31 protein-coding genes are annotated in these 26,064 nt (G+C 66.4%); 20 read left to right on the forward strand and 11 right to left on the reverse strand.

Annotation, left to right across the window (positions count from 1 at the left end; translation table 11 throughout):
- The first annotated feature begins 155 nt into the window (after positions 1-155).
- Positions 156-929, forward strand: coding sequence for an MSCRAMM family adhesin SdrC (locus tag EGD98_RS03420; protein ID WP_220586952.1), 774 nt, complete (start codon positions 156-158; stop codon positions 927-929).
- A gap of 27 nt (positions 930-956) precedes the next feature.
- On the opposite strand, the gene EGD98_RS03425 is transcribed toward EGD98_RS03420, so the two are convergent.
- Positions 957-3,146 (reverse strand): thioredoxin domain-containing protein, encoded by a 2,190-nt coding sequence (locus EGD98_RS03425; protein ID WP_220586953.1) that lies wholly within the window; start codon positions 3,144-3,146, stop codon positions 957-959.
- Positions 3,147-3,270: 124 nt separating this feature from the next.
- Between EGD98_RS03425 and EGD98_RS03430 the strand changes: the two genes are divergently transcribed.
- The 3 genes from EGD98_RS03430 to EGD98_RS03440 all read left to right on the forward strand — a co-directional run bounded on the left by EGD98_RS03430 (position 3,271) and on the right by EGD98_RS03440 (position 5,960).
- Positions 3,271-3,594: a hypothetical protein gene (locus tag EGD98_RS03430; protein ID WP_220586954.1), complete on the forward strand. Its 324-nt coding sequence runs from the start codon at positions 3,271-3,273 to the stop codon at positions 3,592-3,594.
- Between the two features lie 81 nt (positions 3,595-3,675).
- Positions 3,676-4,965 carry a phosphoribosylamine--glycine ligase gene (gene purD / locus EGD98_RS03435; protein WP_220586955.1) on the forward strand — a complete coding sequence of 430 codons (1,290 nt, stop codon included), beginning with the start codon at positions 3,676-3,678 and terminating at the stop codon, positions 4,963-4,965.
- A 440-nt stretch (positions 4,966-5,405) separates the two neighbouring features.
- Positions 5,406-5,960 carry an acyltransferase gene (locus EGD98_RS03440; protein WP_220586956.1) on the forward strand — a complete coding sequence of 185 codons (555 nt, stop codon included), beginning with the start codon at positions 5,406-5,408 and terminating at the stop codon, positions 5,958-5,960.
- 25 nt (positions 5,961-5,985) lie between these two features.
- Here EGD98_RS03440 and EGD98_RS03445 read toward each other — a convergent pair whose 3' ends face one another.
- From EGD98_RS03445 to cobT, 4 genes are all read right to left on the reverse strand, one after another.
- The gene (locus EGD98_RS03445) at positions 5,986-6,780 is read right to left on the reverse strand and encodes a mechanosensitive ion channel domain-containing protein (RefSeq protein ID WP_220586957.1); all 795 of its coding nucleotides are present in this window, start codon (positions 6,778-6,780) and stop codon (positions 5,986-5,988) included.
- A gap of 2 nt (positions 6,781-6,782) precedes the next feature.
- A complete protein-coding gene (dacZ, locus tag EGD98_RS03450) occupies positions 6,783-7,592 on the reverse strand; it encodes a diadenylate cyclase DacZ (protein WP_220586958.1) in 810 nt (269 codons plus the stop codon).
- A gap of 94 nt (positions 7,593-7,686) precedes the next feature.
- Positions 7,687-8,991 (reverse strand): cobyrinic acid a,c-diamide synthase, encoded by a 1,305-nt coding sequence (locus EGD98_RS03455; protein ID WP_220586959.1) that lies wholly within the window; start codon positions 8,989-8,991, stop codon positions 7,687-7,689.
- Positions 8,988-10,040, reverse strand: a complete 1,053-nt coding sequence (cobT, locus tag EGD98_RS03460; RefSeq protein WP_220586960.1) for a nicotinate mononucleotide-dependent phosphoribosyltransferase CobT — start codon at positions 10,038-10,040, stop codon at positions 8,988-8,990. The genes EGD98_RS03455 and cobT overlap by 4 nt, the downstream gene beginning before the upstream one ends.
- Positions 10,041-10,240: 200 nt before the next feature.
- Here cobT and pyrB point away from each other — a divergent pair, with 200 nt between their 5' ends.
- Positions 10,241-11,155, forward strand: a complete 915-nt coding sequence (gene pyrB, locus EGD98_RS03465) for an aspartate carbamoyltransferase (RefSeq protein WP_220586961.1) — start codon at positions 10,241-10,243, stop codon at positions 11,153-11,155.
- Entirely contained in the window at positions 11,152-11,619 is a 468-nt protein-coding gene (gene pyrI / locus EGD98_RS03470) for an aspartate carbamoyltransferase regulatory subunit (protein WP_220586962.1), read from the forward strand. The genes pyrB and pyrI overlap by 4 nt, the downstream gene beginning before the upstream one ends.
- A 3-nt stretch (positions 11,620-11,622) precedes the next feature.
- Here pyrI and mobA read toward each other — a convergent pair whose 3' ends face one another.
- Positions 11,623-12,216, reverse strand: coding sequence for a molybdenum cofactor guanylyltransferase (gene mobA / locus EGD98_RS03475; RefSeq protein ID WP_220586963.1), 594 nt, complete (start codon positions 12,214-12,216; stop codon positions 11,623-11,625).
- Positions 12,217-12,293: 77 nt separating this feature from the next.
- Here mobA and EGD98_RS03480 point away from each other — a divergent pair, with 77 nt between their 5' ends.
- Positions 12,294-12,842, forward strand: coding sequence for a MogA/MoaB family molybdenum cofactor biosynthesis protein (locus EGD98_RS03480; protein ID WP_220586964.1), 549 nt, complete (start codon positions 12,294-12,296; stop codon positions 12,840-12,842).
- A gap of 45 nt (positions 12,843-12,887) precedes the next feature.
- Here EGD98_RS03480 and EGD98_RS03485 read toward each other — a convergent pair whose 3' ends face one another.
- Complete coding sequence (locus tag EGD98_RS03485; protein WP_220586965.1) at positions 12,888-13,463, reverse strand: hypothetical protein; 576 nt, start codon at positions 13,461-13,463, stop codon at positions 12,888-12,890.
- On the reverse strand, positions 13,436-14,566 hold the full coding sequence (locus EGD98_RS03490; RefSeq protein ID WP_220586966.1) for a hypothetical protein: 1,131 nt from the start codon (positions 14,564-14,566) through the stop codon (positions 13,436-13,438). Before EGD98_RS03490 ends, EGD98_RS03485 begins: the two co-directional genes overlap by 28 nt.
- 320 nt (positions 14,567-14,886) lie before the next feature.
- Here EGD98_RS03490 and EGD98_RS03495 point away from each other — a divergent pair, with 320 nt between their 5' ends.
- Both EGD98_RS03495 and moaC read left to right on the forward strand, forming a co-directional pair.
- Positions 14,887-15,405, forward strand: a complete 519-nt coding sequence (locus EGD98_RS03495; RefSeq protein ID WP_236039378.1) for a DUF6517 family protein — start codon at positions 14,887-14,889, stop codon at positions 15,403-15,405.
- Between the two features lie 44 nt (positions 15,406-15,449).
- Positions 15,450-15,932 carry a cyclic pyranopterin monophosphate synthase MoaC gene (moaC, locus tag EGD98_RS03500; RefSeq protein ID WP_220586967.1) on the forward strand — a complete coding sequence of 161 codons (483 nt, stop codon included), beginning with the start codon at positions 15,450-15,452 and terminating at the stop codon, positions 15,930-15,932.
- A gap of 5 nt (positions 15,933-15,937) precedes the next feature.
- On the opposite strand, the gene EGD98_RS03505 is transcribed toward moaC, so the two are convergent.
- Positions 15,938-16,678, reverse strand: a complete 741-nt coding sequence (locus EGD98_RS03505) for a DUF4382 domain-containing protein (protein WP_220588023.1) — start codon at positions 16,676-16,678, stop codon at positions 15,938-15,940.
- A gap of 81 nt (positions 16,679-16,759) precedes the next feature.
- Here EGD98_RS03505 and EGD98_RS03510 point away from each other — a divergent pair, with 81 nt between their 5' ends.
- The 4 genes from EGD98_RS03510 (at position 16,760) to EGD98_RS03525 (ending at position 20,513) form a co-directional block, all read left to right on the forward strand.
- Positions 16,760-17,587 carry a molybdopterin synthase gene (locus tag EGD98_RS03510; protein ID WP_220586968.1) on the forward strand — a complete coding sequence of 276 codons (828 nt, stop codon included), beginning with the start codon at positions 16,760-16,762 and terminating at the stop codon, positions 17,585-17,587.
- Between the two features lie 195 nt (positions 17,588-17,782).
- Entirely contained in the window at positions 17,783-19,201 is a 1,419-nt protein-coding gene (thiC, locus tag EGD98_RS03515) for a phosphomethylpyrimidine synthase ThiC (protein WP_220586969.1), read from the forward strand.
- A gap of 197 nt (positions 19,202-19,398) precedes the next feature.
- A complete protein-coding gene (locus tag EGD98_RS03520; RefSeq protein ID WP_220586970.1) occupies positions 19,399-20,223 on the forward strand; it encodes a hypothetical protein in 825 nt (274 codons plus the stop codon).
- 53 nt (positions 20,224-20,276) lie between these two features.
- Complete coding sequence (locus EGD98_RS03525; protein WP_220586971.1) at positions 20,277-20,513, forward strand: glycine zipper 2TM domain-containing protein; 237 nt, start codon at positions 20,277-20,279, stop codon at positions 20,511-20,513.
- Between the two features lie 43 nt (positions 20,514-20,556).
- Here EGD98_RS03525 and EGD98_RS03530 read toward each other — a convergent pair whose 3' ends face one another.
- Positions 20,557-21,123, reverse strand: coding sequence for an NUDIX hydrolase (locus EGD98_RS03530; protein ID WP_220586972.1), 567 nt, complete (start codon positions 21,121-21,123; stop codon positions 20,557-20,559).
- 161 nt (positions 21,124-21,284) lie between these two features.
- Here EGD98_RS03530 and EGD98_RS03535 point away from each other — a divergent pair, with 161 nt between their 5' ends.
- The 7 genes from EGD98_RS03535 to EGD98_RS03565 all read left to right on the forward strand — a co-directional run bounded on the left by EGD98_RS03535 (position 21,285) and on the right by EGD98_RS03565 (position 24,834).
- A complete protein-coding gene (locus tag EGD98_RS03535; protein WP_220586973.1) occupies positions 21,285-21,464 on the forward strand; it encodes a DUF1918 domain-containing protein in 180 nt (59 codons plus the stop codon).
- 3 nt (positions 21,465-21,467) lie between these two features.
- The gene (locus tag EGD98_RS03540; RefSeq protein ID WP_220586974.1) at positions 21,468-21,893 is read left to right on the forward strand and encodes an RNA-binding protein; all 426 of its coding nucleotides are present in this window, start codon (positions 21,468-21,470) and stop codon (positions 21,891-21,893) included.
- Positions 21,893-22,585, forward strand: coding sequence for an RNase P subunit p30 family protein (locus EGD98_RS03545; RefSeq protein ID WP_220586975.1), 693 nt, complete (start codon positions 21,893-21,895; stop codon positions 22,583-22,585). Before EGD98_RS03540 ends, EGD98_RS03545 begins: the two co-directional genes overlap by 1 nt.
- 54 nt (positions 22,586-22,639) lie before the next feature.
- Complete coding sequence (locus tag EGD98_RS03550; protein ID WP_220586976.1) at positions 22,640-23,059, forward strand: hypothetical protein; 420 nt, start codon at positions 22,640-22,642, stop codon at positions 23,057-23,059.
- Between the two features lie 83 nt (positions 23,060-23,142).
- Entirely contained in the window at positions 23,143-23,619 is a 477-nt protein-coding gene (locus EGD98_RS03555; protein ID WP_220586977.1) for an Rpp14/Pop5 family protein, read from the forward strand.
- Positions 23,620-23,623: 4 nt separating this feature from the next.
- Entirely contained in the window at positions 23,624-24,403 is a 780-nt protein-coding gene (gene psmA, locus EGD98_RS03560; RefSeq protein ID WP_220586978.1) for an archaeal proteasome endopeptidase complex subunit alpha, read from the forward strand.
- Between the two features lie 59 nt (positions 24,404-24,462).
- Complete coding sequence (locus EGD98_RS03565) at positions 24,463-24,834, forward strand: hypothetical protein (protein WP_220586979.1); 372 nt, start codon at positions 24,463-24,465, stop codon at positions 24,832-24,834.
- A gap of 127 nt (positions 24,835-24,961) precedes the next feature.
- On the opposite strand, the gene EGD98_RS03570 is transcribed toward EGD98_RS03565, so the two are convergent.
- Entirely contained in the window at positions 24,962-26,002 is a 1,041-nt protein-coding gene (locus EGD98_RS03570) for a disk-shape morphogenesis protein volactin (protein WP_220586980.1), read from the reverse strand.
- Between the last annotated feature and the right edge of the window lie 62 nt (positions 26,003-26,064).

Below are 26,064 nucleotides of genomic sequence, written 5' to 3' on the forward strand. Positions count from 1 at the left end.
CTCCGGGCGGGAGTGATAACCGCTTGGACTGTGCGAACGAGTTGTCCGGGAACCGCCGTCGAATCGCGATGGCCTCGGCGTTGGGACGCCTCGCGTTCAGCCCCTGGATTCGGGGGTAAACTACACGAAGCTGGGCGATAGAAACTTGGGTACTAATGCCCGAGATAACGGTCACCGAGTCACAGCGTGAGCGTCTAGAGGCGATTCAGGAAGAGATCGAGTCGGCCTACATCGACACGTACGGCCACATCCGGACGACGGATGTCGTCCAGTATCTCCTCGACACGTACACGCCCCCCGAGCAGCAGGGCGACGTCGCCCACGAACGAATCGCCACAGCCGAGTTCGGGGCGCTCCAGGCGGTCGCGACCGACGTCGAAGGAGTCCCCGGCAGCGGCATCGACGCCGAGACCATGCGAGGGGAACTGCTCTCGACGCTGGGGGTCGGGGAGTTCGCGGCGCGACTCGCCGACGTCGAGGGCGGCGACGCAGAAAGCGGGGTCGAGGACGACGCGGCGGAGACCAGTGAGGCCGACGAGTCGTCGTCGGAGACACCGTCGACTGCGGAAACGGACGCCGATGACGATTCGGAGCCCGAGACTGATGCGGACGACGAGGCAGCGGACGAGACTGATGTGGGTGAGGAGACGGGGGACGAGACTGACGCGGGTGAGGAGGTGGGAGACGAGACTGACGCGGGCGCGGAGACGGAGAGCGACGATAGTGGCGGGAGCACGTCGACCTCGGCAGCAGCCAACGACGGGCCGGGTGCGGTCCTCTCGGCGGCCAACCAGCTACTGACCGACCACGAGGACAAGTGGCGCGAGGGCGGGAGCGACTCGCCGTACGAGGTCGACCTGCCGGACGGGACGACTGAGACGGTTCGAACGAAAGACGACGTGAGAGGATTGCTGTTCAAACACTACTGAGCCGGGGGCGACCGGTTCGGGCGGCCGCTAGTTCTCGCCCCAGTCCAGCGCCGCCCCGAGGTCGTGCTGGGGCGGCGAACAGGCGAAGTCCCGGCAGGCGTACACCGTCGGTTCGCCGTCGGCGGCGTCACGGCCGGCCCAGATTGGCGGTGCCTCGTCAAGGTCTATGGTTTCGAGCCAGGACTGGAACGCGCCGTCGTCGTCGGGCCGCCAGGCCAGCAGCCGGCGCGGGACGTACCGCTCGGCGAGCGTCTCGGTCCACTCGCTGGGCGGGTCGGCCGGGTCACAGACGAGCGTCAGTTCGAGCGACCCCTGCTCGTAGGTGTCCGTCGCGAGGGTGAGCGAGGCGTGCTGGAGCGGGTTCGCCGAGGTGCGGTCGGCGTGGCTCCGGAGGACCCGTTCGGCGACTTCACCCAGGCGGTCACCCTCTCGGAAGTGGTCGAGTTCCAGCAGGAGCGAGGCGGCCACACCCGTACTGGAGGGCGTGGACTGGTCGGTCAGTTCCTGCGGGCGGGCGACGAGCGACTCGCCGCCGGTCGGGGTGAAATACAGCGTCCCCTCCTCGCTGTCCCAGAACGCCTCGACGATAGCGTCGGCCAGCTCCAGCGCGAACGCCAGATACTCGACCTCGCCGGTGGCCTGATACAGGTCGAAGGCGCCACGGCCGAGGAACGCGTAGTCCTCGAGATAGCCGTCGATGGCAACGTCGCCGTCCTTGTAGCGACGTGAGAGCCGTTTCTCGGACTCGTCCCAGAGGTGCTCGCGGACGAAGCCCAGGGCGTCGGCGGCCACGTCGGCGTAGGCGTCGTCGAGCACCACGGCGCCCTCGGCGAGGGTGGATATCATCAACCCGTTCCAGCCGGCCAGTATCTTCTCGTCGCGGGCGGGCCGGGGGCGCTCCTCGCGGGCCTCGAAGGCCTCGTTGAGCGCCCCCTGCAGTTTCTCGGTCAACTCGGCCTCGCTCAGTTCGTACTCTTCGGCCAGCACGTCCACGGGCTTGCGAACACCCAGGACCGTCGCACCCTCGAAGTTCCCCTTCTCGCTGACACCGAAGTACTCACAGAAGATATCCGCCGCCTGCTCGTCCGCGACGGCTTCGTGGACCTGTTCGGGCGTCCAGACGTAGAAGGCACCCTCTTCAGTGTCGGCCTTGGGCTCACTTCCTGGCGGTCGACTCACTGCATCGAGCGTGCTGAAGAAGCCACCCTCCTCGTGCTGGAGTTCCCGCTGGACGAACTCGAACGTCTCCCGGACCACGGAGGCGTACCGCTCGTTGCCGATGGCCTGATACCCCGCGAGGAAGGCCCGCGGAATCTCGGCGTTGTCGTACAGCATCTTCTCGAAGTGGGGCACCGCCCACTGCATATCCGTCGAGTAGCGGTGGAAGCCGCCGCCGACGTGGTCGTACAGGCCACGGTCGGCCATCGCGTTGAGCGTCTGTTCGACGACGGTCAGGTAGTCGTCGCTGGGCTCCCCACCGCCACCCTGTGGTCCGGAGAGCCCGCCGCCGCTCGGCGCCTCGCCGTCCGCGTGAGCACGAAGCAAGGCGTGGATACGGCCGGTCTGGGGGAACTTCGGGCCGCCCGACCCCCAGCCGCCGTGGTCGCGGTCCGCACCGCGGTGGGCGATGGTCGCCGCCGTCCCGATGATGTTCTCGTCGGGGTCGCCGGGCTCGCCGACGTCTTCGAGGTCGCTCTCGATGGCGTCGGTCCACTGCTGGGCGCGGTTCTCCATCTCGCTGCGTTGTTCAGGGTCAGACCAGGAGTTTGCGAGCCGGTCCAGAAGCTGTGAAAAGCCGGGGCGACCGTGTTTCTCTTCGGGTGGGAAGTACGTCCCCACGTAGAACGGTTTCCCGTCGGGCGTGAGCCACGCGGAGAGGGGCCACCCGCCGCCGCCGGTCACCTGCTGACAGATGCTCATGTAGACCGAATCGAGGTCTGGCCGCTCCTCCCGGTCGACCTTGACGGGGACGAAGTGCTCGTTCAGCATCTCCGCGACGGCCTCGTCCTCGAAGCTCTCCTCCTCCATGACGTGACACCAGTGACAGGCGGCGTAGCCGATAGAGAGGAAGATGGGGACGTCACGTTCTTTCGCGGCCGCTAGGGCCTGCTCGTCCCAGGGCTGCCAGTTGACGGGGTTGTCCGCGTGCTGGCGCAGATAGGGGCTCTCGGCCTCGTCGAGTCGGTTCCGCTCGGTGGGGGGCGTGCTGTCGCTCATGGCTGTCACTCGGAGAGCCACACGCAAAAGCGGTGTGTCCTGTGTTCTCGGCGGCCGATGGGAGGCCCTGTCGGACTTTTCCAGCCCACACAAGACATATGCACCGATATGATGACCAACCAACATGGACAAGACAGTGGACCTCTCGCTGTCCCAGCGGACGGTGCAGTATTTCGTCGCGGCTGGCGTTACCTGGTTCTTCGCGCTGGCAGCGTTCGGCTTGCTGACCACGTTCACCGACGTGGCTATCCGAACGGCCCTCGTGGCCACGGTCGTTGCGTGGCTCGTGGTGACGGTACTGTGGGTCCGCCGGCTCGGCGGCGACGACGACGCCACGACGTGGGACGCCATTCCGGAGTGGCAGTACAACGGCCGGTTCGCCGAGGCGGGCGGACTGACCCGGAGCGAGCAGGAAGCGGCACTCGACGAACTCAACGACGAGGAGTGAGCGGTCGGGTCGACACTGGGAGGGGACAGCCTGAGCCACTGAAAGACAATACTTACGTCGAAGCCAGTCAGGCCTTGAGGTATGACAGAGACAGTGCTGCTCGTGGGTGGCGGCGGCCGCGAACACGCCGTCGCACGTGCACTCGCAGACTCCGACGCCGACCTCTACGCCTGTGCGGGCAACCGAAACCCGGGTATCGTCGAACTGGCCGAAGGGTTCGAGACCCTGGAGACGACCAACCCCCAGGCGGTTACCGAGTACGCCGAATCGGTCGACGCCACGCTCGCCGTCGTCGGTCCGGAGGCACCCCTCGCCGCCGGCGTCGCCGACGCGCTCGACGAGGCCGGCGTCTACGCCTTCGGTCCGCAGGCCGAGGAGGCCCGCATCGAGACGGACAAGGCCTTCCAGCGTCGGTTCATGGCCGAACACGACATCCCCGGCTGTCCGGACTTCGAGACGTTCGACGATATGGAGGCCGCCTGTGACTACATCGACGAGTACGACGGCGACCTCGCCGTCAAACCCGCCGGCCTGACCGGCGGCAAAGGGGTCCGTGTCATCGGCGACCAGTGCACCGCCGCGGAGGCCAAGGAGTACCTCCGTGACTCGGACTACGACCGCGTCGTCCTCGAAGAGCGACTGGTCGGCGAGGAGTTCACGGTTCAGGCCTTCGTCGCGAACGGCCAGCTTCGCGTGACGCCGGCCGTCCAGGACCACAAGCGCGCCTACGAGGGCGACGAAGGGCCAAACACCGGCGGGATGGGGAGCTACTCCGACGCCAGCCTGGAGCTGCCCTTTATGACCGAAGACGACTACGACGCTGCCGTCGACGTGCTGCGAGCCACCGTCGATGCCCTGGACGGCTACAAGGGCGTGCTGTACGGCCAGTTCATGCTGACCGAGACCGGCCCCCGCGTCGTGGAGTTCAACGCCCGCTTCGGTGACCCCGAGGCGATGAACACCCTCCCCGTGCTCAACACGGACTTCCTCGACGTGCTCGTCGCCGCCCGCGAGGAGCGCTCGATTCCACAGTTGTCCTTCCAGCCCAAAGCCACGGTCTGTAAGTACGCCGTCCCCGACGGCTACCCGACCGACCCCGAGGCTGGCGCGAAGGTCACCATCGACGCCGAGAACGCCGGCGACGCCCTGCTGTTCTACGCCTCCGTCGACGACCGCGAGGACGGCATCTACACGACGACCTCACGGTCCTACGCCGTCGTGGGCATCGCCGACTCGATTACGGAGGCCGAGGAAATCGCCGAGGGCGCCCTCCAGCGAGCGGGAACCGAGGGCCTGCGTGTGCGCCACGACATCGGCAAACCCGACCTCGTCCAGCAGCGCATCGACCACATGGACGAGATCCGGGACTAGGAGCGGTATCTGTTTTCACGACTTGCGAGATCACGATTGTTTACAGCCAGAAAGCCCCGGCGGGCTCCGGTCGGGGGTCTCGTTGCGCCCTTCACTCACTTCGTTCGTTCCAGTGCTTACTTCGTCCGCCTTCCCGGAGCCCGCCGCCCCTTTCAGTCCCGCCCCGTGGACCAGCCGACCGGGCGGGACTGAAAGGGGCCGGACGCTCAGGGAGCGAGATCGTTCGAAAGGCGCTTCGCGCCTTTCGTGATGACGAGAGAGCGAAGCTCTCTCGAACCACGACGTAAGCACGCGAGCGAAGCGAGCGCGCGCAGCGAGTCGCAGCCCCTGAGCGTCCGGGGGCTTTCTGGCTGTTTGGAACAAGAGTTTCGGCGCCGGTAACAACACTTCCTCACACTGCTAGCGGGGCGTTCAAGAGGGGAGCCGTACAAGCGACAGGCGTGAGCGACGCGACAGAGCCAGACGCCGAGCCGGAGCAGAGACACGACCGACTCCATCGCGTCGCGACCCCTGGCCCGCGCAACTCGTTGTTCCCGTGGCCGGACGGGAAAGGCCGGCTGCGAATAATGATCAACTACGTCGTCATCCTGGTCTGTCGGGTCTCGCCGAGTTTACCGCTCAAGAACTGGCTCCTGCGTCGTCTCGGTGTCACCGTCGGCGAGGGGGTCGCCTGGGGGCTCGAATCCACGCCGGACGTGTTCTGGCCGGAACTCATCACCGTGAAAGACGACGCTATCGTCGGCTACGACGCGACCCTGCTCTGTCACGAGTTCCTGCAAGAGGAGTACCGGACCGGCGAGGTCGTCGTCGGCGAGCGGGCGATGATAGGCGCGGGCGCTATCGTCCTGCCGGGGGTCGAGATTGGTCCCGACGCCCAGGTCGCGGCGAACTCGCTGGTCGTCGCAGACGTGCCGGCCGGCGAGACAGTCGCCGGCGTTCCGGCCGAGCCGCTGGGCGGCGGTGACAGTGGCGAGAGCGGGGAGCGAGTCGACTGAAAAACGGTCCGAGCGGGCCGACCGACTACTCTCGCACGCGGACGATACCCTCTTTCATCACCTGCTGGTTCGGGATAATGTGCTCTTTCCCGTCGGCCTCGACGCGGGTGACGAACATATCCACTTCCTGGACGACGCCGCGCTGGTCGCCGATGACGACCTCGTCGCCGATGCTGTAAGGTTCGGTGAGTAACAGATAGAGCCCGGCGGCGGCAGCCGCCAGCAGGTCCTTCAGCGCCAGCCCGGTGAGAAAGACCAGCCCGAAGGCGTAGGCGGCAAGCAGGATGAGCAGCGCCAGCGTCGCGACGCCCAGCTGGCCGAGTGCGATGAGGATAGCGAGATAGAAGATGCTGTACTTGACGATTTCGGGGACGATGCCCGCCTCAGGGAGCTTGACGCTGCGGAGGCGCTCGGAGACGACCAGCTTCGCTTTGTCACCGGCGATGAGGCCGATGATGATGGCGAAGACGGCGATAAAGAGGTTCGGGAGGAAGGCGGTAAAGCGGGTCCAGTAGGCCTCTGGCTGGACGAGCTGGGCGATGTTCAGGGCGACGGTGATGGAGATGATGTAGACGAACAGCGCGGCCAGATTCGAGACGATGCCGACCGTCGAGGTGCCCAGGCTGCGGGCGGTCCGCTCGAAGGGGGTCCCCTCGACGGTCTCCGGGACGCCGAGTTCCTCCATGAACTGACGGGAGGCCCGCCAGACGAGAAAGCCGGCCAGCAGGCCGATACCCAGGACGACGAGCGAGACGACGAAGGTCCCCTGCGGTGAGAACAGCGTCCGGATGAGGTCGGGCCAGTCCTGAATCGACTGCATCGTTAGTACTCCTCTGGGTCGATCTCCAGAACGAGCTCCCCACCTTTGAACGCCCGGACCAGCCCGTCGCTCTCCGAGAGGACGATTGCCGTCGCGTTCGTGTCGCGAGTGATGGCCCCGCCGGCCATGTGGCGGGCGCCAAGGCCCTTCGGGATGTCCACGCCCTCGGCGGAGGGTTCGAGATAGCGGTAGGCCGACACTATCTTCCCGGCGTCGGAGATGACGAAGGCGCCGTCGAGCCGGGAGAACTCCTTGAGCATCACGTTGACGATGGGGTCGCCGACGTGGACGTGGGACTTCTCGAAGGGGTTGTACGAGAGCGGCCGTGACTTGTTCATCACCTTGCCGGCGTCGCCGACGACGAAGAGGGCGCCGACTGGCTTGCCCTTCTGGCCTTTCTTCCCGAGTTCGACGGCCACCTCGAAGACGTCTCTGACGACGCCGGGTTCGGCCCGCGAGTTGACAAAGAGGTCATAGACGCCCGACGGCGAGAACTCGTTGGTCTGGATGCGGGCGACGGCGTTTGCCGTCCCGTTCATGAAGTCGCTCACGCAGGCCACTTCGTCGCCCTCTTCGATGAGTTCCTGCTCCATCGCGCCCTCGATGCCAAAGCGGATGCGTCCCTCGAGGTCAGTAAAATCGATGGGGAGTTGCACGAACTCGTCGGCGTCGACGGTGTTCTCCGGCCCGACCACGACTACGGTGCCGTCTACCTCTCTGAGCGTCTCGTAGTCACTCGAACTCGGCGAGAAAAGAAAGACGGCGTCGATATCTGCGACCAGTCTATCGACCAGGTCGCGCAACTCGGTCATTGTTCCTACCACGACGGCTAACAAGAAAAAACCTTATGGGCGATCAGCCGTCCGTCAGCGTTCCGTCTGACAGATTGTTCCCCAAACCGGACAGTCAGTCGGCCAGCAGGTCGTCGAAGGCGCCACTGGCCGGGTGGGCGTGACAGTAGGTCCCGACCGTGGCGTATTCGGTCAGCCCGTCGTGGTCGCCGTCGATGCCGTCGCCGCGCTCGACGTCGAACGCGAAGGTGGCGTCACCATCGACGGTCGCGGCGGAGTAGTGGAACTCGTGGCCCCGCCGACGGCTCCCCGCGGGTGCGACCGGCGAGTCGCGGCGAGCGCGCAGTTCCACGTGGTCCAGCGCCTGGTAGCGCTCGCGCATCTCGACGGTCGCCGGGAGGACGCCGGCCATTTCATAACTACGGCCCTCGACGGTTGTCAGTGACTCCGACAGGGCCATCAGCCCGCCACACTCCCCGTAGACAGGTAGTCCATCTGCCGCCCTGGCCGCGAGGTCGTCGAGCGTCGCGGAGTCCGAAAGCGTCTCGGCGTGCAGTTCCGGGTAGCCGCCGGGGAGGTAGACGGCGTCGGCGTCGGGCACCGGGTCGCCGGCCAGTGGTGAGAACGGGGCAACGGCGCCGTCGAAGCGCTCCCGCAGGCTCGGATACCGGAAACAGAACGCGGCGTCACTGGCGACGGCGAGCGTCCGTTCGGCGTCGGCCCAGCGACCGGTTTCGAGCGGGCGTTCGGGGTCCGCCGCTGGCGGCTCGCGGGCGAGGGCGGCGATGGCATCGGCGTCGATGGTCTCGGCCGCTTCGTCGAGCGCACCTTCGTCGACCGGCGACTCGGTGCCCATCTCCAGGCCGAGATGCCGGTCGGGAATCTCCAGGTCCGACGTGGGCGGGACGCGTCCGAGATACGCGATATCGTCGGGTAGCGCCTCGCGGATACCGTCGGCGTGGCGCCCCCCGTGAGCGCGCTGTGCGACGACGCCGGCGACGTCGATATCGACGCCGGAATGGGCGGCGTACTCCCTGAACCCGAGCGCCGTCGCGCCGACGCTTTGCATCCCCGCTTTGGCGTCGACCACCAGGACGACCGGGAGGTCGAGCACCTCGGCGACGCGGGCCGTCGACACCTTCGTCCCGTCGTACAGGCCCATCATCCCCTCGACGACGCAGACGTCGCCCTCGCCCCGCCAGTAGGTCCGCCGGGTGCCCTCTTCGCCGGCCAGCCAGGGGTCCAGCGACCGCGATGGTTTGCCCGCGACGGCGGTGTGGTGGCTCGGGTCGATGAAGTCCGGCCCCGCCTTCGCTGGCTGGGGGTCGTAGCCCGCTGCCTCCAGGGCCCGCATGGTCGCCATCGCTGCCACGGTCTTGCCGACGCCCGAGGCGGTCCCGCCCAGCACGACCCCCTTCATCGGGACGCACCGCCGGCGTTCGGCGTCGTGTCGGCCGCGTGCTCACCCAGCAGGTCGTCGTACACCGCCGCGAAGCGCTCGCGGACGTCGGCCATCGGTATCCCGGCCCGGTCGGCCATCGTCAGCGCCCCGCCCATGCCGACGCCCTCCTTGGCTTCGCCGGCGACGAACCGCTCCATGGCGACGTGGTCGCTCGCGTCGAAGCCGGGGTCGGTGACGGTCAGGTCGAGGTCGAGGTCTGTGGCACTGGATCGGAGGTCCACCGTCCGGTCGTCGGCGACGTAGCTCGTCGTCGCCAGTCCGAGCCGCCCCTCGTAGCCGGTGTGGCGGACCAGGGCCCCAACGGCGAGTTGCTGTGTGCCGCCGGCCAGTGTCACTGCGGTGTCGGTCTCGACGGCCCCGGTGGTGAGTCCGGCGAGCGTCGCGAGCACCGGGTCACCCATCCGCCGCACTGCTCGCTTGGGTTCACCCGCGGCGTCGCCCGGCTCCATCGAACTCGCTTCGAGCCCCTCGCGGACGGCCTGCTCCTTTCGTTCGATTGGGTTCTCGGGCAACGACGAGGAGACCATCGCCTCCTCGCCAAGCGCCCGCAAAACGCCGAGGGCGGTCGTCGTCCCGCCCGGAATCGTCTCGGCCAGCCACAGTTCGTTCGTCGGGAGCTTGCGGCCGAACTGCCGGGCCGCCTCGAACGCCCCGTACGCCGTCGGTACCGGGTCCTGCTCACCGATGTCCCGGCCGACGCCGGCACCGACCGAGACCGTGGGTGCGGCCGTGGGTTCGGCAAGCCCGCCGTCGACGACTGTCAACTCGACGTCCAGGAGCTCTCGCACTGCCCGCGTCACCAGCGCCGGCGTCGGACAGCCGCTCGGACTCACTGGGACCGTCTCGGTCCGGACCGGCCGTCCGTACGTGAGCAGTTCCGCGTCCGCCGCGGGCGTCGTCGACAGCAGGTCAGCGTCCGCGCCAGCGGCGCTGATACCCTCTCGTCGCGCCGTCTCCGTCGTCCCGGCGACCAGGACGAACCGTGTCGCCTCCGGGGACCGTGTCATACTAGTTTGGACTACTGCAACCGGACTTTAACGCTCCGGTCGTGCCAGGAAGTGTGGGCGTCGAATGCGTGGCTGGGTCGAGAGGCCGTCGGTCTCTCGTCTCGATGAGCGAGTCACGCAGGCAGCAGGAAAACCGAACATGACCGGGCGCTCGTCGTGTCGAGAGATTCAAGAGCGTCGGGGGCGGGTGTGGGAGTAAGATGCGGCACGACCACATCATCAGCGCCAAACAGCTGTCGCGGGCCGACATCGAGGCGGTGCTCGACCACGCGGCCGACATCGCGGCGGACCCGGGAGCCTACGCCGACCGGCACGCCGACACGCTGCTGGGGCTGCTCTTTTTCGAACCCAGCACGCGCACGAAGATGAGCTTCACGACGGCGATGAAGCGCCTGGGCGGGGACATCGTCGACATGGGGTCGGTGGAGTCCTCCAGCGTGAAGAAGGGTGAGTCCCTGGCCGATACGGTACGCGTCGTCGAGGGCTATGCCGACGCGCTGGTCCTGCGCCACCCGATGGAGGGGTCGTCGAAGATGGCCAGCGAGTTCGTCGACGTCCCGCTGGTCAACGCCGGCGACGGCGCCGGGCAGCACCCGACCCAGACGCTGCTTGACCTCTACACGATACGGGAGAACGCCGGCTTCGACGACCTGACTATCGGTATCATGGGCGACCTGAAGTACGGTCGCACGGTCCACTCGCTGGCCCACGCGCTGACGAACGTCGACGCCCACCAGCACTTCATCAGCCCCGAGTCCCTGCAGCTGCCCCGCTCCGTTCGGTACGACCTCCACCAGGAGGGTGCCGAAGTGCGCGAACACACCGAGCTGGACGAAGTCCTCCCGGAACTCGACGTGCTCTATGTCACCCGAATCCAGCGCGAGCGGTTCCCCGACGAGAGCGAGTACCGGGCTGTCGCCGGGCAGTACCAGATAGACAGCGAGACTCTCGAGGCCGCCAAGGACGACCTGACCGTGATGCATCCGCTGCCCCGCGTCGACGAGATCGCCCACGACATCGACGACACCGACTATGCGACCTATTTCGAACAGGCCCACAACGGCGTCCCCGTCAGGATGGCGCTGCTCGATATGCTTCTGGAGGCAAACGAATGACCGACGACGACCAGCAACTCCGCGTCTCGAAGATACGCAACGGCACCGTCATCGACCATATCACGGGCGGCCAGGCGCTGAACGTGCTGGCCATTCTGGGCATCGACGGCACCAGCGGCGACTCCGTCTCCGTCGCGATGAACATGCCCTCCGACCGGCTGGGGAAGAAAGACATCGTGAAAGTCGAGGGCAAGGAGCTCTCCCAGAACGAGGTCGACGTCCTCTCGCTTATCGCGCCCGCAGCTTCCATCAACATCGTCCGGGACTTCGAGGTCGTCGAGAAGGCCCGTGTCGAGCGCCCTTCGATGGTCGAGGGCGTCCTGGAATGTCCCAACCACAACTGCATCTCGACGGAGGACGAACCGGTCAAGTCCCGTTTTGCCGTCGTCGACGACGGCGTCCGCTGTGAGTACTGCGAGACGATTATCCGGGACAACCTGCCGGCCCACATCCTCGCGGAGTGAGCGCTACTCAACGGGCTCTAGCTCCCACAGGCGCGCCTCGGTATCGACGCTTGTGAGCGAGCGCGCCGGAACAGCGCCCTCGACGTCGGTCACGTCGAGGCGGTCGAGCAGCGACCGGAGGCTCCGCTCGCCGTCGGCCAGTGTCGCCCGCGCCGCCCGCAGTGTCGGTTCGACCCGGTACACTGCGTGCAGGGGTTCCGGGCCGCCCTCCGTTCGGGGAACGACTGCGTCGCTGCTTTCCAGTCGGCTCCGTAGCCCCGACAGTGCCTCGGCCTCGGCCAGCGGCATATCACAGCCCAGCACGACCGCACGGTCGGTGTCCACGGCGGCGAGCGCGGTCGCCAGCCCGGACAGCGGTCCCTCGTCTGGCTGCTCGTCGAGCGCCCACGCGAGGTCCACGTCGAGTCCCGCCAGCGCGTCGGCGAAGGCGGTCCGCTGGTCCGGCCGGCAGTTCACGACGACGCCGTCGCTCACCGCACCGAGGGTCGCGACGACGTGGGCGAGCATCGGTCGGCCGTCGAGTTCGGCCAGGGCCTTCTCCCGGTCCCCGAAGCGGGTCGAGCGGCCGCCCGCCACGACGACGCCGGTGGTGTTCATAGACGGGCGAACGCACGCGCTGCAGTTACCTGTAGGTATCCCCGACAGTTTTGCCCCACGGGGCCGCTGTCGGGGGTATGAGCGACCACGAGGATCACGACCACGGAGACGGCTCGCACGGGGACGACAACCACGACGACCACCACGCACACGACGAAGACGCGGTCTCGATTGCCGTCGTCACCGTCTCCTCCTCGCGCACACTGGAGGAGGACCCCGGCGGTGACGTCATCGAGGCGGCACTGACCGATGCCGGTCACGACGTAACCGACCGATTGCTCGCCACCGACGACCGGGTCGCCATCGCCCACGCGGTGACGGGCGCCCTCGAGGCAGGCGCCGACGTGGTGGTGACGACCGGCGGCACCGGGCTGACGGCCGACGACGTGACCGTCGACGCCACCCGTCCGCTGTTCGACCGCGAGATTCCCGGCTTCGGGGAGCTGTTCCGCTACGTCTCCTTCGAGGAAGTCGGCCCGATGGCGATGGCTTCGCGGGCCACTGCCGGCGTCGTCGCCGACCGGCTGGTCTTCTGTCTGCCCGGCAGCGAGAACGCGGCCCGCACCGGGAGCGAGCAGCTGGTCGCCCCCGCTGTGGGTCACCTGCTTGGACTCGTCAGGCGGTGAGCGGGCGTTAGCCCGCGAGGCATGTCAGAAAGCGGTCTGACGGTGTCAGCACTCACCGGCCCGGTCGATATCGGTCTCGCCTGCGGTCAGTTCGCTTTCGAGCGTGTCCCGGTCCCCGTCACTGCCGGCCTGGGACGCAGCCACGAAGTGGTCCATCGCGTTCCGGAGGTGGCCGACACGACACAGCGCCCGGTCAATTTCCGGGCCGTACGCCTCGCCGGCGTCCGACTGAGCCCCTGTGAAGACGCGTTCGGCCTCTCCGAGTGTGCTGTCGGCCGTCTGAAACTTCGACTTGGCCGCCTCGAAGTTCCTGCCCCGCAGTTCTTGTCGCCCTGCCTCGGCTGTCGCTCGACTCTGTACGACCAGGCCGTAGCCCTCACTCAGGGACTGCAGGACCGAGGTCCGCTGGAACGCCCGGTCGAACGCGTCGTCGAAGAAGCTGGCCTCGTCGCCGGGTTCCCCGTCCGAGAACGTCGTCTCCGCACGGTCGGCGGTGGCGCCGGCATCACTGAACGCGGTGTCTGCCTGGTCGTAGTTCTCGTCGCGGAACGCGGCCTCGCCGTCTTCGAGGTGGTCGCGCGCGTCGAGAACGTCTACGTACCCGTCCGAGAGCGACTGCATCGCCGTCGCCCGCTCCTGGGCTGTCTGGAACTCCTCGACGCACTCGTCGTCCCGGACGGTCGCCCCCTCCTCGAATCGGTCCGACGCTGTCGTCGCGTCCTCGCTCCCGTCCCTGAGAGCTGTCCGCGGGTCGCCGTCGCCCGCCTTTCGATGGCCGATTCCGCGGCGCTGACGTGGTCGCGGCTATCGAGCAACGAGATGTACCCCGCGGACAGTCGGTCGAGTGCGCGACTCCGTTCCTCACCCGTCGTGAGCTCGCTCTGGAGGTCGTCGGCCACCCCCTCCATAGCGTCCGTAAACTCCGATTCGGCGTCGCTGAAGCTCGATTGTGCCCCCGAGAACGACTCCCTGGCCGCGTCGAACTTCTCCGCGTCGACCTCGTCTTGGGCCGTCTGTACCCCGTCGATTCCCGCGACGTACGTGTCGTACCCGACTGCGAGACCCTCGACACCGACGATATACCCGAGCAGTGTGTCGACGCCAGAGCTCAGCGCATCGTACCTGGCTTCGACCGCACGGAGGCGCTCGCGGTCCGCCGATGCGAGTGCCGTCTCGGCGTCCTCCTGGTCGGTACGTGCGGCCGCGCTGGCAGTCGTCGCCTCCGCTAGCGTCGCGCTCGCGGCGTCGGTATCGATGTCGTCGCCGTCGAAACTGTCGTCTACTTCCGCCAGGCGATTGCTTGCTGTGGTGACGTTCGCAACCGCGTCGACTGTCCCACCGACGCCGTCGGCGTACCGCCTGACCGCTCGAACGTCGGCCTGCTCGGCGCCGTTGTCCTCGGCACGTGCTATCGCTTCGCGAGCGGCCGTCACTCGCTCTCGTGGCTTGCTGGCGTCGAACGTCCGTCGTTGGGTGTCGCTCTCAGAAGGCGTTCCCTCACCATCGGAGCCGTTGTCAGGACCATCGGTCCCGTCTCCGTTCTGGAACTCGTCGACCGAGAGCGCGGCCTTGTTGAGTTGCCCGACGGCCACCGCGAGATTGTCCGCGGCGCTGGGCTCGTAGGTCCCCTGTGCGTTCTCGGAGTCGCCGAGCGCACTACAGCCGGCGATACCGGCCGTGCCAGCGTGCCCAGTAGAAATTCGCGCCGTCCCATGCGTTCTCATGCGATTCGGACCACGTAACTGTTCTGGCGGTCGCGTTCGATTCGGGCGCGGTGGCATCGCCCTTGCCAGCACGCTTATTCTCTCCCACACTATCTATGTCCTATGGACGGTGACGAACGCGGACCTCCCGTCTTTATCGTGGCCGTTCTCGGCCGGATACGGGGGCTATCGCGACGAAAACTGGTAGTTGGGAGCGGTGTTCTTACCACACTCGTCGTCGTCGCCCTGCTACTCGCTCTCGTTCCGACAGGAGTCTCGGACTGGTCGTCAGCGATAGCGCCTCCCTCAGCGCCACGCCGGCGACGCCCGACAACGAGACGCTGACCGACACCGGGTACGAACTCAACGACACCGACACCGTCACCGTCGAACGGCAATTCACTGTCGCCGGGCGAGACCGGACCGTCGTGGTGAACAACCCCCAGCGCGTCTACCACAAGCCGGTCGCGGTGGGCAACCGGACGGTGACAGGCGGGGTGTTCGCCACTGCCTCGACACCGGCGATAAACGTCGCGGGCTCTCCCCGGAATCCGATCGCCGAAGAGAGCCACAGGGAACTGCTCGGCCGGTTCCAGTCGAATCTCGGCGTCGCCGATACCGCGACGGTCGAGAACGTCACGACCCACGAGGCCGTCATGCTAGGCAGTCAGACGACCGTGACGCAGTTCGAGACGAACCTCTCGGTCGACGGGGAGCGACGCGAGTTCGCTATTTACGTTACGACAGCGCGCGCGGGCGGCGATATCGTCGTCGCAATCGGCGGGCACCCGACGGCCTTTGCCGACGAGCGTGTCGCTATCATGCGGCTCATCTACGCCGTCGAGGCCGGCGGCCGGTAACGGATATCCCTATCGTTTTCCGTTCGGTCGCGGAAGGGCGACCCATGACAGAGGAGTTCACGCACGTCGACGCGGACGGCGACGCGCAGATGGTCGACGTCGGCGAGAAGGCCGACACACAGCGCCGCGCGGTCGCGCGGGGGGAGATTCGCCTCTCGACGGCCACACTCGATGCAATTTCCGCCGACGACATCGGCAAAGGCGACGTGCTGACGACGGCCCGAATCGGCGCCATCCAGGCGGTCAAGCACACCTGGGAGACGATTCCGATGTGCCACCAGATTCCCATCACGAACGTCGAGACGGACTTTTCGGTCGGGGACGGCGCCGTCGAATGCACCGTCGCCGTCGAGACGGTCGGCAAGACTGGCTGCGAGATGGAGGCCCTGGAGGGCGTGACGACGGGACTGAACGTCGTCTGGGACATGGTGAAAGCAAGCGAGAAAGACGACGACGGGCAGTACCCCACGGCGGCTATCGAAGACGTCCGCGTCGTCGAGAAGACGAAGTCGGCGCTGGGCGAGTAAGGGCCTCAGCGAGACGGTGTCGTCGCGTCGGCGGTGCCGGTACTCGTCTCGCCGTCCTCGGTCGCCGTGGTCGCGCTCGCGTCTTCGGTCGCCGTCTCGGTCATAGTCGCGTCCTCGGCGGTGTACTCTTCCTCGCCGTACAGCACTTTCGTCCCCGTGGCGACCGGCTGGATGATGTAGCCGTTGGGGCCACGCTTGACCGGCGTGAAGTCGGCGATGAACCTGGTCGTCTCTTCCTCCCGAATCTCGAACGCCGCGTTGAACTTCAGCGGCGCGTTGCCGGGGGTGTCGACCGTCGTCTCGCTCCCGTCGTCGAGGGTCCCCTCGACGCCCGTGACGTCGAGCTGGAGATACCGGTAGTCGCCCGTCTCGACCTCGGTCTCGTCCAGCAGCTGGGTGTTGGCGCCCTGCAACTGGACGAGGTCGGCCTCCTGTGGCTCCTCGAACTCGATGTAACGGCGGCCGTCGGCGTCGGTGCCGTCCTCGGTGGCCGTCTCCGGCGTCTCTTCGGCCGACTCGGTGCCAGATTCGGCGGGCTTGACCCAGATACCCGCAATCGTCACGACACAGGACTCGAAGTCGGCGATGTCGCCCGGCATATCGGTGACACTCGTCGCGAGCGTGCCGTAGGTCTTTGTACCGTCTCCGCCTGTCGAGCCGCTACAGCCGGCGATGAGGCCAGCTGTCGCGGCGACCCCTGCTGTCTGTAGATACTGTCGTCGGTTCACGCCTGATACATCGGCCAGCCTGTGAAGTGCTTGGTGGCCGACGTGGTGGTTGTTTCCCGAGCGGAAACACCTACGTGGGACGGCCAGCAAAACAGTCGTATGCAGGTCCTGGGGATCGTGGGCGACTCCGACAGCGGGAAGACGACGCTGGTCGAACGGCTCGTCGAGCGCTGTGACGGCAGCGTCGCCACCGTGAAGCACTGTACAGACTCGCCGGATATCGACACCGAGGGGAAAGACACCGCCCGACACCGGGCAGCCGGCGCCGCACAGACCGTTGCGCTGACCGACGATGGCGAGTGGTTCGCCACCGGCGAGTCACGCTCGCTGACCGACACGCTCGACGCGCTGGCGCCCGACTACGACTACACGTTCGTCGAGGGGTGCAGCGACGCCTCGCTCCCGAAGGTCGTCCTGGGTGAGCGCGAGGCCGCCGACCCGGTGCTCTCCCGGTTCGACAGCGGCCAGGGTGCCGACCTCGACGAAATCCTCGACGCGCTCGATGAACGGGACCCCTATATCACGCTGGAGACGCTCGTCGAGTCGGTCAAGCGCTCGCCCGACGAAGACCGTTCGGGGGCTATCGCCACCTTCACCGGCCGCGTGCGGGCGAGAGACGGACCCGAGGACCCGCCGACGGAGTTCCTGGAGTTCGAGCGCTACGACGGGGTCGCCCGGGAGCGGATGGCCACCCTGCGGCGGGAACTGGAAGCTCGCGACGGCGTCCACGCCGTCCGGCTCCACCACAAGACCGGCGTCGTCGAGGCCGGGGAGGACATCGTTTTCGTGGTCATCCTGGCCGGCCACCGCGGGGAGGCCTTCGCCGCCGTCCAGGACGGCATCAACCGACTGAAAGCGGAGGTCCCACTGTTCAAGAAGGAAGTCACCGTCGACGAGGAGTTCTGGGCCCACGAGCGGGAGTGTTAGCGTCTCCATACTCGATTCGGTTTACAGCAACGCTTCTTCCTGAGACGGACATCTGTGGCTGTGTCCCGGTAACCGCTCTCCCGGGAAGGTAGGAGACTGCAACCGCCCGTTCGAGCCTGACGTCTGTCCCGTTCGGTAGCGACGTATATGCGTCCTCCCCGAAATTTATAACCAAGTAGTATAACTAGATTATCGATGACGCAGCTCCAGGCGGCTCGCAACGGTACAGTGACCGAGGCGATGGAACGGGTGGCTGAACGGGAACGGACGTCGGCGGAGTTCGTTCGCGAGCAGGTCGCCGACGGGCAGGCGGTCATCCCGGCGAACGTCGACCACGACTCACTCGACCCGATGATTATCGGCCGGGAGTTCGGGACGAAGGTCAACGCCAACATCGGGAACAGCGAGGAGACCAGCGACCTCGAGGGCGAACTGGAAAAACTCCACACCGCGGTTCACTACGGTGCCGACACCGTGATGGACCTCTCGACCGGGAGCGACCTCGACGCTATCCGCGAGGCCAACGTCGAACACTCGCCGGTTCCTATCGGGACGGTCCCCATCTACGAGGCCGTCAAGCGTGTCGATGAGCCGGCCGACATCACACACGAGCTCCTGCTGGATGTCATCGCGAAGCAGGCCAGACAGGGGGTCGACTACATGACCATCCACGCCGGCGTTCGGATGGAACACCTCCCGCTTACGGACGGACGAAAGACGGGTATCGTCTCACGGGGCGGGTCGATTCTCGCGCAGTGGATGGAGGAAAACGGGATGGAGAACCCGCTGTACACGAAGTTCGAGGCGATATGCGATATCTTCGTCGACTACGACGTTACCTTCAGCCTCGGCGACGGCCTGCGACCCGGCTCGCTGGCCGACGCCGGTGACGAGGCCCAGTACGCCGAACTCGACACGCTCGGGGAACTGACCCGGACCGCGTGGGACAACGGCGTGCAGGTGATGGTCGAGGGGCCGGGCCACGTCCCGATGGACGAGGTCGCCGAGCAGGTCGAACGCCAGCAGCGCGTCTGTGACGGCGCGCCGTTCTACGTGCTTGGCCCGCTGGTGACCGACATCGCGCCGGGCTACGACCACATCACCAGCGCTATCGGGGCGACTGAAGCCGCCCGGGCCGGTGCTGCTATGCTCTGTTATGTCACCCCCAAAGAGCACCTCGGACTGCCCGAGCAGGAAGACGTACGGGACGGGCTGGCGGCCTACCGTATCGCCGCGCACTCGGCGGACGTTGCTAACGGTCGCGATGGGGCCCGTGCCTGGGACGACGCGCTCTCGGAGGCCCGCTACGCCTTCGACTGGCGCGAGCAGTTCGACCTGGCGCTCGACCCCGAGCGCGCTAAATCGTACCACGACCAGACCCTCCCCGGTGATAACTACAAGGAGGCCCGCTTTTGCTCGATGTGTGGCGTCGACTTCTGTTCGATGCGCATCGACCAGGACGCACGCGAGGACGGCGAGATGACCGACATCGAGACGGGGAGCGACGAGCGGACCGACGCTGGCGACTCGGCCGCCGCCGAGGTGAACCGTCCGCCGGTCGGCACGCACGGCGGCGCGTCGGTACCATCTGGGGCCCTCGGAGACGACGAGTAAACTCAACGCTCCGATAGTTCTTTATGAGACGGTTGTCTACGATGAAACGATGTCAAAGAAGATACTCCTCCTGCTTACGGTCGTCGCCGCCGTCGGTGCGGCGTACGTCGTCAAGAAGTAACGCGGTCTCCGCCGTCGTATCGTATCCGACCACCCTTTTCAGAACGCTTACCCGACCGACCGGTCTAGTCGTGCCTATGTACGGTGTCGTCACGCGAAACGAGGAGGAGACGGAGTGGTCCGAGTTCGACCGGGCGTTCTACGAGGTCAAAGACGTCACCGGACGGGCGACCGACCCCGTCGAGGGGGCGGTGAACATGGTGTCGTGTTTCGGGGACAACGCCGTCGAGGGCGAGGAAGAACTGCTCGCGTTCGACGACGAGGGAACCGCTGCGACACGGAACGAACCGTACTTCGACTGGACCTACGTCTGTCCGACCCACGACCGCTACCGGGAGGGGCTGCTCGACATTATCGAGGAGGCCGCCGGCGTGAACGAGGACGTGCGACTGGACGACGTCGGCTTCCCGCGCGAGGAGTACTGCCACTGTGACCGATGTGAGCGACGCTTCGCCGACAGTGAGTTCGACGACTGGGAGGCCTGGCGGACCCAGGTCATGACCGACTTCGTCGCGGCGGCCCGCGAGCGGGTCCCCGGCGACCTCTATCTGACACTCTACCCCGACCCCTATCCCGGCCATCTCGAGGCCCGCACCGGCGTCGCCGTCGACGACATCGAGCCCTACGTCGACGAGTTTGTCGTCCCCATCTACGATATGGCCTACTCGACGACCTACTGGCTGGAGATACTCGCGAAGGGCTTTCTCGACCGCCTCTCGACGCCCTTCAGTATCGAGCTGTACGCCGTCGACGTCGATATCGACGACCTCGCGAAGGCGACGGAGGTGGCCGCGGAGTACGGCCACTCGGTGCTCTTTGGCTACGACGCCAGCAACGCACGTGCGACGGTTCGCCGGCTCGGCGCGGACGCCCGCGATGGCCAGTCCTTCGGGCCCGAGTAAAGGCCCGGCAGCCGCCACGTGGCTTTTTACGTCCGTGTGCCGAACTTTCAGCTATGCGACAACGAATTAACCGCGCGTTCAGCCGTGCCAAGTACGCAGCCACCGGCGGGGCCATCGGCGGCGCTATCGGCGGACTGTTCAGTTCGAAGCTCGCGAGCACGGGCGCCGGCATCGGGGCGCTGGTCGGTGCGATGGTCGGCGAGAAGTGGGCCGACGCCGAGCCGGTGGTCGAGCGAGCCAAGGAGTCCGCGAAGGCGAAAGCCGGCGACAAACTGGGCGCGGCGGAGTGACCACGGCGGCGGAGGCCACTCACTCTCGCCGGGGCGTCCCGTCTCACGTCCGGCCGAAACGGTGCTCGCGCCAGCGCAGTATCTCCTCGCGGTCCCGCGTATCCTCGGGCAGTTCGTCGAACCAGCGAGCCTCGCTGATTTCGCCGTCCGGGTCCTGGACGTCTATCTCGGTGGTCTCGGCGCGGGCCTCGAAGACCGGGAGCAGCCCCCAGGTGTTGTTGTTCTCACAGTAAAACTCCACGCGCCCGAGCATCCCCAGCCCCTCGATACGGGCCTCGATACCGCTCTCCTCGGCCAGCTCTCGGAGGGCGGCCTCCCTGAACGATTCCCCGGGGTCGAGTTCGCCGCCGGGTAACACCCACCGACCGACGCCGTCGTGGCGCACCAGCAGGAGCTCGCCAGTAGGCCGGTAGGGGAGCGTGTGCGCGCCGAAGGGGGCGCCGTGGTCCCGGGCGTCCTCGGCGACGGTGCGAAAGCGGGGCCGCTTGACCCGCCGGTGGCGCGTAAACTCCACGAACTCGTCGTACTGCTCTCCCAGCTCGTGGTAGGTCTGTTCGGCCTGCTGACTGGCCACGTCGGCGAGATACCACAGGTCGTCGACGGTAGTCATCTGTCTCCGCGAGCTGTGACGTAGCTATCGCGCGCGGACAGCGGAGGGCAGGACGGACCAATCATGCAGGCCAGTACGCGAGAGAATTACTATAACCCTTCGACACACCGGCTTCCCGATGAATCAGTCCCTTTTTGAGCAGCCATCGAGTATCGGCGCGTATGGCATTCGAAGAAGACGACGAGGTCATTCTCCACGACGAGCACAGCGATTACGACGGCGAGACCGGGACCATCACGCAGGTCGTCGACACGATGTTCGGCGACGCCAACTACACGGTCTCCTTCGAGGACGGCCAGGAGCAGGGCGTCCCCGAGGACAACCTCGAAGCCAGCGAGTAAGCCGTGTCGTCGGTTCCGTTCCACTACGTCGACCTGCGGGCGTTCTGCTACGCCACCGAGGACGAGAAACGCGTCGAGAGCGCGCTCAGGACCTACCTCCCCGAGGAGTACCCCATCGAGCGGGCCGAGAGCGAGGGCCACTACGGCGATCGTATCGTGGTCCTCTCGGCCCGTGTCGAGAACGCAGACGAGGTGCGACAGGTCCTCTCGCAGGTGGCGACACTCGATGACATCGACGACGTGCGGGCGGAACTGGACGACCGTGTCGACGAGAACTGCTCGTTTTTCCTCACGCTGGATAAACAGGCCGCTTTCGGCGACGAGGTCCGCCGGGGCGACGGTATCACGCTCCGCGCGAAGGTCGAGGCCTATCCCGCGAAACGCGAGAACGCCGTCGAGAACGCCCGGGACCTGCTGGCCGAACTGTGATGTACGAGGCGGTTCACGCCCGGCCCGACGGGCCGAGCACCCTCGCTCGACAGGCCGAGACCGCCGCTGACTACGGCTTCGAGGGCGTCGTCGTCCGGAACCACGGCGACGAGGGCGAGCCCGACGATATCACAGCAGTCCGGGAAGCGGTCGACGTGGACGTGGTCGACGGCGTCGAGATTCGAGCCGACGACCCGTCCCAGGCCAGCGGCCTCGTGGGCAACTACCGCTCGAAACAGACGGTCGTCGTCGTCCACGGCGGCGACAGCGCGGTCAACCGCTTCGCCGTCGAGACCCCCGCTGTCGACGTGCTCGCTCACCCGATGGCGGGCGACGGCGATTTCAACCACGTGCTGGCCACGGCCGCTGCCGACAACGATGTCCGCGTCGAGTTCAATCTCCGCCCGGTCATCCAGGGCGAGGGCGGCAGCCGTGTCCGCCGGCTGCGTGGCCTCCGGAAACTCCGTGAACTCGTCGCCGACGCCGACGCACCCTTCGTCGTCAGCGCCGACCCGCGAAGTCACCTGGAGTTGCGCGCGCCGCGGGAGCTGGCCGCACTGGGCGAGGCTATCGGGTTCGACGCCGACGATATCCGGTCCGGGCTGGCCGAGTGGGGCCGGCTGGCCGCCCGCAACCGCGACCGGATGGGCGATTCGTACGTCGAGCCCGGGGTCCGACTGGACGATTCGTGATGGTTTCCTGAAACCTGATACCTTTATTTACCATGAGGGCCACAACGCTATTATATGGCAAACACGAGCCCGAAGTTCGGCGGTCTCGTGGTCGCCTCGCTCGCGGGCGTGGTGGGCACAAAGTATCTCCTGGGGGGAGCACTGGCAGCGGTCGAAGCGACGTCACTCAGTTCGGTTCTGGTCCTGGATAGCATCCCGGCGACGTTCGCGGTCGGGACAATCCTGGGACTCGTCACCGGGTCGCTGGTCAGTGGGTTCATCCTGTCTCGACATATGGCTGTCGCCGTCTTCCTCGGCGTCATCGCACTCAGCGTCCCCGCGCTCCGGGCCGCTGACCCCGTCATTATCGTCGAGACCATCGGGATGATGCTGTCGATCCTGTATCTGCTCGTCCGGAGTCCAATAGAGCGGATAGAGCCGGCCAACGTCGACGACTCCGACAGCGCCAGTCGGCACGGCTCGACGCTCCGGTGACCGCCGCGAGACGTCGATGACATCCGTTTTCACTCCGGCCCGCTAACGCGAGGTATGGACGCTGAATTCGGGGGTACTGGCTCGTGAAACACCTGCCGAAACATCTCCAGCCCCGCTGGCGCTATCTCGCGGTGGCCATCGAGACGTGGCCAGACGCCGATCTGGACCGGCGAGCCTTCCAGCGTGAGGTGTGGTACGCGACCCAGAACCTGCTGGGCGACACCGGCAGCGCCGACGCGGACATGACCGTCCTGCGCTTTACCCACGAGGACGGCGTCGGCCACGCTATCGTCCGGGTCCGACGGGGCCACACCGAGGACGCCCGCGCGGCGCTTGCCTGTCTGAACAGCGTCGACGGCGCGCCCGTGGGCCTTCGTGTCACCGGCACCAGCGGCACCGTTCGTGCCTGTGAGGAAAAATATATACGCGGCCCGGCAAAAGGCCCGGAACAGAGACAGGTCGTGTTCGAGACCCGGGACCGGCGTGCGGTCGCCCGCGACGGGCGGGTGGACGTAGCGACCGACGACGGGTTCGTCGGCGCGACAGACCTCGACATCTAACACTATGCAGGGACAAAACCAACAGCAGGCGTACGACCGCGGAATCACTATCTTCTCTCCGGACGGGCGTCTCTATCAGGTCGAGTACGCCCGCGAGGCGGTCAAACGCGGCACGGCGAGTATCGGCATCCGGACGAGCGACGGTGTCGTCCTGGCTGTCGACAAGCGCATCCGCTCGCCGCTGATGGAACGCTCCTCCGTCGAGAAGATACACAAGGCCGACGACCACATCGGTATCGCGAGTGCCGGCCACGTCGCCGACGCCCGCCAGCTCATCGACTTCGCTCGCCGGCAGGCCCAGGTCAACCACCTGCGCTACGGCGAGCCGGTCGGCGTCGAGACGCTGACGAAGGAGATTACGGACTACATCCAGCAGTACACGCAGGTCGGCGGCGCGCGACCGTTCGGCGTCGCGCTCATCATCGCCGGCATCGCCAACGGCGAGCCCCGTCTCTACGAGACGGACCCCTCGGGGACCCCCTACGAGTGGAAGGCACTGGCCGTGGGTGCCGACCGGGGTGACATCCGCGACTACCTCGAAGCACACTACGACGAGTCGATGGTGCTCTCGGAGGGCGTCGACCTCGCGCTCGAAGCGCTCGCGTCGGTCGCCGAGGACGGACTCGCTCCCGAAGGGATCGGCATCGCGACCATCGACGTCGAGACCGAGACGTTCGGCGAGCTCTCCGACGACGAGAAGCGCGAGCATCTGGAGGCGGCCGACCTGCTGGCCGACCCCGAGGCCGAGGACAGCGAGGACGCCGAGGACGTCGACGAGGAGTAGGCGGTTTCCTTTTCCCAGCCGACCATAGAATTAAGCCCCAGAGTGGCAAAGCGTGCTGTATGAACTGTCCACGGTGTGGGGGAACGCTGACGCGCTATCGGCTGGGCGAGCGGGAGACCGTCGGCTGTCAGGAGTGTGAGTACGTTGGGGTGACGGTCGACCACACGGCCGAACACGGACCGCCAGAATCCTGGGACGACGCCATCGACCGCTTCGAGGAACAGGGACAGTCAGTCGCGAAAATCAGGCGGGAGGACCTGCCGGTCGACGTGCCCGCCGCCGCCGAATCGACGGGCGAGCAACTGATCAACGGGATGGGCGACGAACTGGTCGAAGACGGCGACCTAGTCTTCCCCGTCTTCGACGAGGCCGTCTCGGACGACGAGACGGCCGCTCGCGAGAACGGCGAATCGGCCGACGCGACCCACTGAGTCGGCCCCTGCGAGTGACTGGCGCGGGCCAGGCACCCCGAGCCAGATCACACTCAGCGTGTCGGTCGCTGAACACAGCCCTGGACGGCTGCTTCGGGCGTCAAAAAACGGTACGTCGGTAGCCGGTTCAATCGTCGGCTTCGACTTCTTCTTCCTCTTCGGCTTCCTCAGAACCGCTGTGACCCGTCTCTTCCTCCTCGGAGCGGGCGGCGACGAGCGACCCGCGTGCGACGCTGTACATCGGCTCGTCGGCGTGCTGAACCTCGCTGATGGAGAACGGAATCGACGCGTCTTCGAGGTGCTGCTCGAACAGCTTCTTGAAGCCTTTCGGCGAGGAGGTCCCGCCGGTGACGACGACCGGGACGTCGAGCCCCTCCTCGATGTCTTCCTCGTCGACCTCTTCCTGAATCTTTCCGATGACGTAGTCAAGCAGATTCTCGTAGTAAATCGAGAGCGCGCCTTCGACGCCGCCGACGTCGGTCTCGAAGTCCAGCTCGAAGTCGCCCTCCTTGATGGAGGTGACCTTGTCGACGGGCTTGCCCGTCGCCGTCGAGGCCTGCTCGTCGATCCAGTCGCCACCGCGGGCGACGGAGAACTTCATCACCGGCACGGCGTAGTAGGACAGACAGACGTTCGTCATCCCGGCGCCGAAGCTGATACCCAGCCCGGTGAAGTTGTTGTCTGCCAGGTCCGAGTAGATGACTGCCATCCCCTCGTTGATGGGCTCTGCGTCGTACCCCATGTCGTTGAGGAACGACTGGATGGTCTTCTGGTGATACAGCGTGCTCAGGTCCGAGTCGATTGGGTCGGCCGGCGAGGAGAAGTACAGCTTCTCGTTCGGGTGGTCCGGCGAGCCGACGACCTGCTCGATGATGAGCTTCATCATCGGGATGGCCGACTGCTCGTCAGAGGAGAGAATCCCCTGGGACATCGGCCGCCGTGTCTCTTGATTGAAGATGTTCGCAAAGTTCAGCGCGTCGTCGCCCAGCACGTACACGTCTTCGTCTTTCCGGATGTGGAGTACGTCCGAGCGCGAGAGCATCCGCTCGGCCATGTCGCTGTACTCTATCTCCACGAACGAGTTTCGCTGCTGGACGAACACCGTGTCGTTGCCGTCCTGCTGTGCCGAGATAAGGTTCATCGTCCCAACGTCGAGTCCTTTTGCCATGAGTAGTTCACTAATATTTCCCCTATACCCCACATAAATGTACGTATCTACCTGATTTGTTA

Origin of the sequence: Haloarcula salinisoli (assembly GCF_019599405.1) — an archaeon.
GTDB classification, from domain to species: Archaea; Halobacteriota; Halobacteria; order Halobacteriales; family Haloarculaceae; genus Haloarcula; species Haloarcula salinisoli.